Below are 11,095 nucleotides of genomic sequence, written 5' to 3' on the forward strand. Positions count from 1 at the left end.
TGTCAGACATGCCATCAGGCACCATGAGGGCATGAACATTCGCCGGCAAGTCTTACTGCTGCTGACGCTGCTGACGATGTGGACCGTCAGTGCGGCAAACGACGCTCCCGCCTTGCAGGTGGGCTCCAAGCGCTTCACCGAGAGCTATCTGCTCGGCGAGATCGTCACGCAGACCCTGGTCCAGCAGGGCCTGGCCGCCGAGCATCGTCAGGGCCTGGGCAACACGGCCATCCTGGCCGCGGCCCTGCAGCAGGGCCAGATCGACGTCTACCCCGAATACACCGGCACCATCGTGAGGGAGCTGCTCAAGCGCGAATCCGCCGGCGATGCGCAGGCGCCGCTGGCGCAGATCAACACCTGGCTGCAGCCGCTGGGGCTGAAGGCCGGGGTGCCGCTGGGCTTCAACAACAGCTATGCGCTGGCCCTGCGCGAAGCCGATGCGGCGCGGCTGGGCATTGCGACGATCTCGGATCTGGCCACCAAGGCGTCGACGCTGAAGCCGGGCCTGTCGCATGAATTCCTGGCCCGCGCCGATGGCTGGCCGGCCCTGCAACGTGCCTATGGCCTGAAGCTGCAACCCGGCGCCGGCCTGGACCATGGCCTGGCCTACCAGGCGCTGAGCAACGGCCAGGTCGACCTGATCGACGTCTACACGACCGACGCCCAGCTGGCCCGCCAGCCGGTGCGCGTGCTGCGCGACGACCGCGGCTTCTTTCCGCGCTATGACGCGGTGCTGCTGATGCGCGCCAAGGTGGACGAAAAGCCGCTGCAAGGCCTGGCCGGTCGGCTGCCGGAAGCCGAGATGACCCGCCTGAATGCGGCGGCCGAGCTGGACGGCCGGCCCTTTGCCGACGTTGCGAGAAGTTTTCTGCAAGCGGCGCCCCAGGGGGCGGCACACCAGGGCCTGACGGCGCGGCTGCTGGCGCCCGACCTGATGAAGCTGCTCGTCCAGCATCTGGCCCTGGTGCTGGCCTCCCTGGCCCTGGCCGTCGTCGTGGCCGTGCCACTGGGCGTCGCCGCTCATCGCCTGCCGCGTCTGGCCGCACCCGTCATGGCGACGGCCGGCCTGCTGCAGACCCTGCCCTCGCTCGCCCTGCTGGCCTTTCTGATCGCCCTGGTCGGCCGCATCGGCTTCCTGCCGGCCCTGCTGGCCCTGTTCGTCTACGCGCTGCTGCCCATCGTGCGCAACACGCACGCGGGCCTGCAGGCCGTGTCCAGGGGGCTGACCGAATCGGCCATGGCCCTGGGCCTGACACACGGGCAGACCCTGCGCGCCGTCGAGTTGCCGCTGGCCCTGCCGACGCTGATGGCCGGCGTGAAGACCGCGGCCGTCACCAATGTCGGCACGGCCACGGTGGCGGCCTTCGTGGGGGCGGGCGGCCTGGGCGAGCGCATCGTCGCCGGCCTGGCCGTCAACGACAGCACGCTGATGCTGGCCGGCGCCCTGCCCGCAGCGGCTCTCGCCATCGCCGTGCAACTGCTGTTCGACGCGCTGGAACGGCAAGTCGCGCACAATGGGCCGAAAGAATCTCGGGATCACGGGGCATGAACGTTGGGGCACGACGGGGCTGCTGGACGGCCGTTTGCATGCTGGCGATGACGGCGGCCGCCGAGGCCCGCTGCTCGCGCTCCATCCATGTGCCCATGGCCCCCATCGGGCTGAGCGTGAGCTTCGAGGAGGCCCGGCCCCAGGGCATCTACCCGACGCTGCTGCGCGAGGTGACCGCGAGCACGCAGTGCCAGTTCAACATGCACCGGGTGCCGCGGGCGCGCCTGCAGACGATGTTCGATGCCGGCCAGGCCGACATCCTGATCCCCGCCTCGGCCTCGCCCTCGCGGGACGGGGCCGGCGAATTCGTGCCGCTGATCCAGGTGCGCGCCAGCCTGTTGACGCTGGACGCCGAGATGCCCGTGCCGCGCTCCCTGGCCGAGTTGCTGGCCCAGCCGGACTACAAGCTCGTCGTCGTGCGCGGCTTCTCCTTCGGCGCCGCCTATGACAATGCCATCGCGACGCTGCGCCAGCGCCAGCGTCTGCTGGAAGAACCCGACGCGGCCGGCGTCGCCCGTGCCTTGCGCCAGGGCCTGGCCCAGGCCACCGTGATGACGGCGTCCATCCTCGTCGGCACCCTGGTCGTCGAGGCCGACCTGAATCCGCTGCTCAAGCGCCTGCGCGTCGAGCCCCTGGACGAACTGGGTTGGAGCGTCAGCGGGCTCTATCTGTCGCGCCACAGTCTCGGAGAGGCCGACCGCCGCACGCTGCGCCAGGCCTTCGGCCAGGCGGCGCGCAGCGGCCGCGTCTGGCAGCTTTTCAATGAACTGCATCCACCCGGCAGCCTGGGTGCCAGCATCCGGCCGCTGACACCCTGAGGACCGGGTTCAGCGCAGCTGGCTGCTGTAGTCCACCGGCAGCCACTGCCAGCCCTTGCCGCTCTGGCGCAGGCGGCCGACGCCGGGGAAGCTGAAGTGGGAGACGGCCACGAGGCTGCCGTCCCGGGCCAGGTCGGCGAAGACGCGGGCGCGGGTCTTGGCGGCCTGTGGTTCATCGGTGTCGAAGGCGATGGTGACCTCGGGCGAGGCCAGCTGTACCGAGGCGACGTGGATGAGGTCACCGATCAGCACCAGGCGCTGGCCCTGGCTCTCGACGACATAGACCGCATGGCCGGCCGTGTGGCCGTGGGCCTGCTGGACGCGGATGCCCGGCACGATCTCGCCGTCACGCTCGAAGGGCGTGAAGCGGCCCGCCTGCACATAGGGCGTCAGCGAAGCCGTGGCGCCCTGGAAGAAGCCCTTCATTTCCTTGGGGGCGGCCTCGGCCTTGGCGGGGGACAGCCAGTGGTCGGCATCCGCCTTGTCGGCATGCACGGTGGCGTTGGGGAAGACACGCTGGCCGTCGGCCGCGAGGCCGCCGACATGGTCGGGGTGCATGTGGGTGATCAGGATGTCGTCGACCTGCTCCGGCTGGTAACCGGCCGCGCGGATCTGTGTGGCGAGCTTGCCCAAGGTCGGGCCGAACAGCGAGCCGGCGCCGGCGTCGACGAGGACCAGGCGGCTGCCGGTGTTGATCAGCCAGGCATTGACTGAGGTCTCCAGCGGCGTCTGCTGGAAATGCTGCTTCAGGTCCTCGACGACACGGCCGGCGGGCGCGTGCAGGATCTGGTCGACGGGCAGGCCGACGGTGCCGTCGCTCAGCGACGTGACCTCGAAGCTGCCCACCATCAGGCGATACCAGCCGGGCGCCTGGGTCTTGAGCTGGGGCGCCGCTGCCTGGGCGGGAGCGGGCAGCGTGGCGGCTGCCAGGCCGCTGAGGGCCAGGGCGGCCGCGATGGCCAGGCGCCCCAGGGCCACCTGGCGGCGGCGCGATGGCGTCGGAAACAGCGGGGAGGAGGATTTCATGATCGGCTTTCGTCGGTAAGAGGGTTGGCTCGCGAACGGGTCGCATTGTTTTGCTTTGCGTTTCCCGGAACAATCTCGTCAAACGCAAACAACACTTGCGAATCACGCAAAACTCCATGATCGAATCCTTCGAGACCTTCCTCGCCGTCGCCGCGGCGGGCAGCTTTTCCGAGGTCGCGCGCCGCCAGGACGTGGCCGTGTCCTCGGTGACGCGCAAGATCGATGCGCTGGAGACCGAGCTGGGGTCCCGGCTGTTCCACCGCAGCCCGCGCCGACTGACCCTGACCGACGCCGGCGAGCAGTTCCTGCCGCGGGCACGCCTCATCCTCGGCGAACTGGCCGGCGCCAAGGAGGCCATCCATGCCGGCGACGCCGAGCCGCGCGGCCTGCTGACGGTGACGGCGCCGACCGTCTTCGGCCGCCGCCACGTCGTCGGCGCCCTGGCCAGCTTCCTGCGCCGCTATCCCGACATCGAGGTCGACCTGCACCTGGTGGACCAGATCGTCGACCTGTCCGAGCAGCGCATGGACGTCGCCATCCGCATCGGCCTGCTGCCCGACAGCGACCTGCGCGCGACGACGCTGGCCCAGGTGCGCCTCGTGACCTGTGCCAGTCCGGCCTATCTGGCTCGCAAGGGCCGTCCGCGCACGCCCGAGGACCTGCTGCAGCACGACTGCATCACCGTGGCCTCGCCGCCGGCGCCCAGCTTCGTGTGGCGCTACGCCGGCGTGAACCGCAACCAGCCGTTGCCGGTGCGAGGCCCGTTCAGGACCGACGACAAGGACGGCATGCTGCAGGCCGCCCTGCAGGGCCTGGGCATCATGCACATCGCGACCTGGGTGGTCTGCGACCATTTGCGCTCCGGCGAGCTGGTCGCCCTGTTCCCGGAAGAGGCCGAGGCGCCCGCATCACCGGGAATGCCGGGCATCCACGCGGTACGGCTGCCGGGGCGCAGCCACGCCACCAAGGCCAGGCTTTTCATCGACCACCTGCGCGCCGAGATCGGCGACACGCCCTGGTGGGACCGCCAGTTGCAGGCCGACGGCGCCGTGGCCGCCTGATCGGTGGCGGGCGCATCCTGCTGATTGGGGATTCGCCCGCGCGGGCGGGCGCATAAGGTCAGCGTATCTACTTCCTCACCGGAGCGCGCTGCCATGTGCATTGCCAAGAGCGTCGGGCAGGGTGCCCGCAATGACGTCGCCGACGTCCGCATCATCCAGATCCTGCTCAACATGAACAGCGAGGCCTGGAGCGGCGGGACTCCAAAGAAGCTGGATGTGGACGGGCAGATCGGCCCCAACAGCATTGACGCCATCCGCGCCTTCGAGACCCGCGCCATGGGCCTGTCGGAATCGGACGGGCTGGTGACGCCGGGGGACGCCACGATGGCGCGCCTGCTGGCGGGCCTGCCACCGGGCCCGACGAAGGAGAAACTCGAAATCGTCATGCCGCGGGCCATGCAAAAGCGCATCGACCTCTACTTCGACCCCTTGGTCAAGGGCATGACGCGCTATGGCATCGACACGCCGCGCCAGATCGCCCATTTCATCGCCCAGCTCGCGCACGAATCGGGCTCGCTGCTGTATGCGGAGGAACTCGCCAGCGGCAGTGCCTACGAAGGCCGCACCGACCTCGGCAACAGCCAGCCCGGCGACGGCGTGCGCTTCAAGGGCCGCGGCCTCATCCAGCTGACCGGCCGCAACAACTACCAGCAGTACAGCAAGTTCACCGGCATCGACTACGTCAGCGACCCCACCAAGCTTGCGCTGGACCCATTCGCCTGCGTGGACGTGGCCTGCTGGTTCTGGAAGGACCGCAATATCGGGCCGCTGGCCGAAGCCGACGACGCCAGGGCCGTCACCAAGCGCATCAATGGCGGCTACAACGGCCTGGATGACCGCCTCGAAAACCTGGCGCGAGCGAAGGCGCTGCTGGGCCTTTGACGCCAGGCGTCGAGCGGGCAAGAAAAAAGGACCTGGCTCTCGCCAAGTCCTTGTTTCGTTCTTAATTTTGGTGGGCCCTGAGTGACTCGAACACTCGACCTACGGATTAAGAGTCCGCTGCTCTACCAACTGAGCTAAGAGCCCTGATTCAACCCGGCGTACGCCTTGCTGAGCCAATGATTGTAGCGTGGATTCTGTCGAATCACCGCTAAAAAACCTGGTGGGACGTGCAGGATTCGAACCTGCGACCAACGGATTAAAAGTCCGCTGCTCTACCGACTGAGCTAACGTCCCGTGTCAAGCAGAGCCCGCCATTATAGGCAGCTTTTCAAGATCCCGGCAAGACTTTTTGATGCATCGTCGTCAAGACCTGACCCGGCCCAAGTGCAGGCGCTGCAATTCCGCCGCCGCGCACAGGCCGAAGGTGGCCGTGACGGTGACGCTGGAGCCGTAGCCATGGCAGTTCAGGCTGCCATCTCCGCTGACGATCTCGCAGGCATCCCCCTCGCCCTGCTGCGGCAGATGCACAGGCTCGCGCGAGTAGACGCAGGCCACGTCCATCTTGCCGGTGCGCGGCGCGCCATGCTGCTTGCGCAGGCGTTGGCGCAGCGACGCGAGCAACGGGTCGTGCGTGGTGGCGCTGAGGTCGTCGAGCTGCACGCGATGCGGCTCGCGCTTGCCGCCGGCAGCACCCACGGTGACGAAGGGCAGGCCCTGCTCGCGCGCCCACGCAGCCAGCACGGCCTTGGCGCGAACCTGGTCGCAGCAGTCGATGAGGCCGTCGAACGCGGCGTCGCCGATCAGGGCCGGCCAGTTGTCGGGCTCGACGAACTCCTCGATGACGTGCACGGCGCAGCCGGGATGGATGTCGGCAATGCGCTGCTTCAGCGCCTCGGCCTTGGCCATGCCGACGGTCGACCCGAGCGCCTGGATCTGGCGGTTGATATTGGATTCGGAGACCTGGTCCAGATCGATCAGCGTCAGCGCGGCGACGCCGCTGCGCGCCAGGGCCTCGACGGCCCAGGAGCCGACACCCCCCAGGCCCACGACCGCGAATCTCGCGGTGCGCAGGCGCTGGTAGGCGGCGTCGCCGTGCAGGCGGCGCAGGCCGCCGAAGCGGCGCTCCAGATCAGCGTCCAGCTGATCCGCCATCACTTCAAGGCGCGGAGGCGTTCCTTGCCCGCTTGCGCGGCCTCGGTGCCGGGATAGGCCTTGATGAGGTCCTCAAGGCTGCGGCGCGCGGCCTTGTTGTCCTTCAGCTCGATCTGGCAGTTGGCCAGGGCCAGCAGGGCCTCACCGGCGCGCGGGTGATCCGCATTGCCGGTGATGAAGGTCTTGAAGGTCGCGATGGCGTCCTTGTAGTCGCGCTTGCCGTACTGGGCATTGCCGAGCCAGAAGCGCACCGAGTCGGTGTAGCCGCTGGCCGGGTAGCGCTTCAGGAAGGCATTCAGCGCGGCCACGGCCTCGGCGAAATCGCCGCGGCGCACCAGGCCAATGGCAGCCTCGTACTGGTTGCGCTCGTCCGGGTTGACCTGGAATTCGCGGCCATCGAGGCTGACCTTCTGCGGCTCCAGCGGCTTGAAGCGGGCTTCGACGGACTGCGACTGGTCGGTCAGCTTGCGCTGGGTGTCGGCCAGGTCGCGGGCGAGCTGCTCGTTGGCACCGCGCAGCTTGGCGATCTCGGCGCGCAGGGCGTCGATCTGGCCATTCAGGTCCAGCATGCTGCGGCGCAGCGGCTGGAGCTGATCCTGGACCAGCGCGTTGAACTGCTCGTCGCGCTTCTTGGCGGCGTCCTCGTTCGCCTTGATCTGGGCACGCAGGTCGAGGATGGCCTTGCGGGCTTCGTCATCCTCGAACAGACCGGCGCGAGCCGGCTGCGTGAAGGCCGCGCCCATGGCGAGCGCCATGAGCGTCAGTCGCAGCACTCGCATCACTGTCACTTGTCCTTGAGCTCGACGCGACGGTTCTTGGCCCAGGCTTCTTCGCCACCGCCTTGAACGGCCGGGCGCTCCTTGCCGAAGCTGACGGCTTCGACCTGGTTGCCGGCGGCGCCCAGCAGGGTCAGCGACTTGGCGACCGCTTCGGCACGGCGCTGGCCCAGGGCCAGGTTGTATTCACGGCCGCCGCGCTCGTCGGTGTGGCCTTCCAGCATGAGGGCAGCCTGCGGGCGAGCCTTCAGGCGGCGGGCATGCAGGTCGACGACGCCACGGTACTCTTCCTTGACCACGTCGCTGTCGAAGTCGAAGTAGATGACGCGCTTGCCGCCGCTGTTGACTTCCTGGCTCAGCTGCGTGAACAGGTCCACGGGGGTGACGGCCGTCTGCGCGGTCTGCGGCTTCTGTTCCTGGGCGACCGGCGGCGGCGTGGTCGTGCGGGTCTCGACCGGCGCCGGATCGTCCAGCTTGACGGCAGAGCTGCAACCAGCCAGAACGGCGACGGCAATCAGGGTGAACGCATAGCGGGTCAGTTTCATTCGAATAGTCTCCACAACAGACAGGGGCGGGGGGATGGGGGGCACGGCACCGTCGGCGGCGCGGGCGCTGCATTGTCCAACATGGTCCGTGTTGTCAAGTTACTAGCGTGTAAATGGACCCCAGGTCGGTTCGCGCACCTCGACCAGGGTGACGAGCAGCGGCGTCTTCATCTTGCCGTCCAGCGTCGTCGTCATCAGCACCTCCTTGCCGCCGGCCCGCGTGGCGTAGACGATGAGCTTGCCGTTGGGTGCAAAGGCCGGGCTCTCGTCGTCGCTGCTCTCGCTGATCTGCTGCGACTGGCCGGACGCCAGGTCCATCACCGACAGGCGGAAGGCGCCGCCCAGACGCGTGATGTAAGCCATGGTCTTGCCGTCGGGACTGACGGCCGGGCTGATGTTGTAGCTGCCGCTGAAGGTCACGCGCTCGGCACTGCCGCCGGACGCCGGCATGCGATAGATCTGCGGGCCGCCGCCGCGGTCGCTGACGAAGTAGATCTTGCTGCCGTCGGGCGAATAGCAGGCCTCGGTGTCGATGGAGCCGCTCTGCGTCAGTCGGCGCAGGCCGGAGCCGTCACGGTTGATGACGAAAAGCTGGGTGCCGCCTTCGCGCGACAGGCTGAGCGCCAGCTGCGATCCGTCGGGCGACCAGGCCGGCGCGCTGTTGGTGCCCTTGAAATCGGCCAGCACGCGGCGGCCGCCGGTCAGCACGTCCTGGATGCGCACCGTCGCCTTGCGGCTCTCGAAGCTCACGTAGGCCAGCTCGCGGCCGTTGGGCGCCCAGGCCGGCGAAATGATGGGTTCGGGGCTGGTCAAGGCGACCTTGGCGCCCTCGCCGTCGGCGTCGGCCACGACCAGGCTGTAGCGCGGGCCGGCCTTGGTGACATAGGCCATGCGCGTGGCGAACACGCCCTTGTCCCCGAGCAGCTTCTCGTAGATGGTGTCGGCGATGCGGTGGGCCGCGAGGCGTGCATCGTCAGGATGCACGGCCTGGGCCTGGCCGACCAGCTCGGCCCCCTTGGCCACGTCCCAGAGCTTGAAGCGGATGTCGAGCCGCCCGTCGGCCAGGCGGGTGACTGAGCCGGCGACCAGGGCATCGGCCTGGCGGGCCTTCCAGTCGGCCCAGGCCGGGCTGCTGGTCTCGCTCAGGCCGGGCGGCGCGTCGACGCTGCGGAACAGGCCGCTGCGCTCCAGGTCGGCGCGAACGATGGCCGCGATGGGCTGGGCCGTGGCCTTGGCATCGTCGCGGAAGTCGACGATGGCCATCGGGTAGCGCGAACCGCCATAGCCGGCGATGTCGATGCGGACCTGGGCAAGCGCGGGACCGGCGCCCAGCGCGGCAAGGGCCGCAAGCGTGCGGCGACGAGAAACGGATGCGAGCATGGCGCGCGATTCTGCCGCAGCCGCGCCAGTTGTAACGTCGGACAAGGCCGCGTCCCCTTCACACGATTTTGCAACGCGGGAAAGCGCCGGGCCGCTCCCAAGCTGGCCCGCGGGCGATGTGCACGGGGCTCCATGCCACGTGCATCGCCGTCCCCGCGGGGGCTGCGGCCGGACACATGGCGCCCAGTGGGCGGCATGTGCCTGCCGAAGAGCGGCCGCCTTGGCGGCTGCGCGGTCTGCAAGACCGATTGGACTCGCCCGCGTTCAGCGCGGCGAGGCCAGGCGAGGGGCTCACAACAAGACGATGTCGTAATGCTCAGTCTGGTTGGTCGGCTCGGCCGTCAGCGAGATCGGCTTGCCGATGAAGTCGGACAGGCCGGCCAGGTGGGCGCTCTCTTCGTCCAGCATCATCTCGACGACATTGGCCGCCGCCACGACGCGAAATTCACGCGGCGAGAACTGGCGCGCCTCGCGCAGGATCTCGCGCAGGATGTCGTAGCAGACCGAGCGCGCCGTCTTGACCTGGCCACGGCCCTCGCAGGTCGGGCAGGGTTCGCAGAGCATGCGCGCCAGCGACTCGCGGGTGCGCTTGCGCGTCATCTCCACCAGGCCGAGCTGGGTGAAGCCGCCGACCGTGACCTTGGTGCGGTCGCGGGCCAGCTGCTTGCGGAACTCGGCCAGCACGGCGGTCTTGTGCTCCTCGCGCGTCATGTCGATGAAGTCGACGATGATGATGCCGCCCAGGTTGCGCAGCCTCAGCTGGCGGGCGATGGAGCCCGCCGCTTCGAGGTTGGTCTTGAAGATGGTGTCGTCGAAATTCTTGGCGCCGACGAAGCCGCCGGTGTTGACGTCGATGGTCGTCATCGCCTCGGTCTGATCGAAGACCAGGGACCCGCCCGACTTCAACTCCACCTTGCGCGCCAGCGCACGGGCAATCTCGGCATCGACATTGCACAGGTCGAAGATGGGCCGCTCGCCCTTGTAGTGCTCGAGCTTGGCCGTCGCGGCCGGCATGAAGGTTTCGCCGAAGGCGCGCAGCACGTCGTACTGCATCTTGGAGTCAATGCGGATGGAGCCGGTGCGCTCGCTCGTCAGGTCGCGCAGCACGCGCTCCACCAGGCTCAGGTCCTGGTGCAGCAGGCTGGCCGGTGGCGTCGTCAGCGCCTTCTCGCGGATCTGCTGCCAGGTCTTGCGCAGATAGGCGATGTCGGCGCCCAGTTCCTCATCGCTGGCATCTTCCGCGTTGGTGCGCAGGATGAAGCCGCCGCCACCGCCCTGCTCCTTCGTGCCCACCAGCGTGACCATGCGTGCGCGCAGGGCCTCACGCGTTTCGGGCGAGCCGATCTTCTGACTGATGCCGATGTGCTCATCCTGCGGCAGATAGACCAGCATGCGGCCGGCGATGCTGATCTGACTGGACAGTCGGGCGCCCTTGGTGCCGATGGGGTCCTTGATGACCTGCACCGTCAGCGGCTGGCCCTCGAAGACCAGGCGCTCGATGGGGGTCGGCGGCGCATCGGCGTTGGCGTGCCGGCCATGGCCGAACTGCGAGGCGCTGTGCAGGTCGGCCACATGCAGGAAGGCCGCCCGCTCCAGGCCGATGTCGATGAAGGCCGACTGCATGCCCGGGAGCACGCGCACGACCTTGCCGAGATAGACGTTGCCGACGAGGCCCCGCTCCAACGTGCGCTCGATGTGCAATTCCTGCACGGCGCCGTTCTCGACCACGGCCACCCGCGTCTCCTGCGGGGACCAGTTGATCAGGATGTCTTCCATCTCTCATCCTTGAATGCTGATGCTTGCCGCCGGCCGGAGCGGCATGCATCAAAACTCGAATTGACCGACGGGCCGCCCCTAGGTCTATTCCCCCCTCGGGGGGCCTGACGCGAAGCGGCAGGTTCGGGGG

At 68.5% G+C, this 11,095-nt stretch carries 10 protein-coding genes and 2 tRNA genes; 4 read left to right on the plus strand and 8 right to left on the minus strand.

Annotated features, from left to right (window positions below; translation table 11 throughout):
- Window positions 1-31: 31 nt before the first annotated feature.
- Window positions 32-1,549 carry an ABC transporter permease/substrate-binding protein gene (locus AC3WOE_RS25120; RefSeq protein WP_492694298.1) on the plus strand — a complete coding sequence of 506 codons (1,518 nt, stop codon included), beginning with the start codon at window positions 32-34 and terminating at the stop codon, window positions 1,547-1,549.
- A 38-nt stretch (window positions 1,550-1,587) separates the two neighbouring features.
- A complete protein-coding gene (locus AC3WOE_RS25125) occupies window positions 1,588-2,367 on the plus strand; it encodes a hypothetical protein (RefSeq protein ID WP_492694300.1) in 780 nt (259 codons plus the stop codon).
- A 9-nt stretch (window positions 2,368-2,376) separates the two neighbouring features.
- On the opposite strand, the gene AC3WOE_RS25130 is transcribed toward AC3WOE_RS25125, so the two are convergent.
- Complete coding sequence (locus AC3WOE_RS25130; RefSeq protein WP_492694302.1) at window positions 2,377-3,393, minus strand: MBL fold metallo-hydrolase; 1,017 nt, start codon at window positions 3,391-3,393, stop codon at window positions 2,377-2,379.
- Window positions 3,394-3,509: 116 nt separating this feature from the next.
- On the opposite strand from AC3WOE_RS25130, the gene AC3WOE_RS25135 reads away from it, so the two are divergent.
- Both AC3WOE_RS25135 and AC3WOE_RS25140 read left to right on the plus strand, forming a co-directional pair.
- Window positions 3,510-4,454 carry a LysR family transcriptional regulator gene (locus tag AC3WOE_RS25135; protein WP_492694304.1) on the plus strand — a complete coding sequence of 315 codons (945 nt, stop codon included), beginning with the start codon at window positions 3,510-3,512 and terminating at the stop codon, window positions 4,452-4,454.
- A 93-nt stretch (window positions 4,455-4,547) separates the two neighbouring features.
- Entirely contained in the window at window positions 4,548-5,336 is a 789-nt protein-coding gene (locus tag AC3WOE_RS25140) for a glycoside hydrolase family 19 protein (RefSeq protein ID WP_492694306.1), read from the plus strand.
- A 68-nt stretch (window positions 5,337-5,404) separates the two neighbouring features.
- On the opposite strand, the gene AC3WOE_RS25145 is transcribed toward AC3WOE_RS25140, so the two are convergent.
- The 7 genes from AC3WOE_RS25145 to rng form a co-directional block, all read right to left on the minus strand.
- A tRNA-Lys gene (locus AC3WOE_RS25145) sits at window positions 5,405-5,480 on the minus strand.
- A gap of 74 nt (window positions 5,481-5,554) precedes the next feature.
- Window positions 5,555-5,630 (minus strand) — tRNA-Lys (locus AC3WOE_RS25150).
- A 69-nt stretch (window positions 5,631-5,699) separates the two neighbouring features.
- Window positions 5,700-6,488, minus strand: a complete 789-nt coding sequence (locus tag AC3WOE_RS25155) for a tRNA threonylcarbamoyladenosine dehydratase (protein WP_492694308.1) — start codon at window positions 6,486-6,488, stop codon at window positions 5,700-5,702.
- A complete protein-coding gene (gene ybgF, locus AC3WOE_RS25160) occupies window positions 6,488-7,267 on the minus strand; it encodes a tol-pal system protein YbgF (protein ID WP_492694310.1) in 780 nt (259 codons plus the stop codon). Before ybgF ends, AC3WOE_RS25155 begins: the two co-directional genes overlap by 1 nt.
- A 5-nt stretch (window positions 7,268-7,272) precedes the next feature.
- On the minus strand, window positions 7,273-7,809 hold the full coding sequence (gene pal / locus AC3WOE_RS25165) for a peptidoglycan-associated lipoprotein Pal (RefSeq protein WP_492694312.1): 537 nt from the start codon (window positions 7,807-7,809) through the stop codon (window positions 7,273-7,275).
- Between the two features lie 102 nt (window positions 7,810-7,911).
- Complete coding sequence (tolB, locus tag AC3WOE_RS25170; RefSeq protein ID WP_492694314.1) at window positions 7,912-9,189, minus strand: Tol-Pal system beta propeller repeat protein TolB; 1,278 nt, start codon at window positions 9,187-9,189, stop codon at window positions 7,912-7,914.
- Window positions 9,190-9,480: 291 nt separating this feature from the next.
- Window positions 9,481-10,965 (minus strand): ribonuclease G, encoded by a 1,485-nt coding sequence (gene rng, locus AC3WOE_RS25175; protein WP_492694316.1) that lies wholly within the window; start codon window positions 10,963-10,965, stop codon window positions 9,481-9,483.
- Window positions 10,966-11,095 lie beyond the last annotated feature (130 nt).

The organism is Roseateles sp. FW305-36, assembly GCF_058787015.1.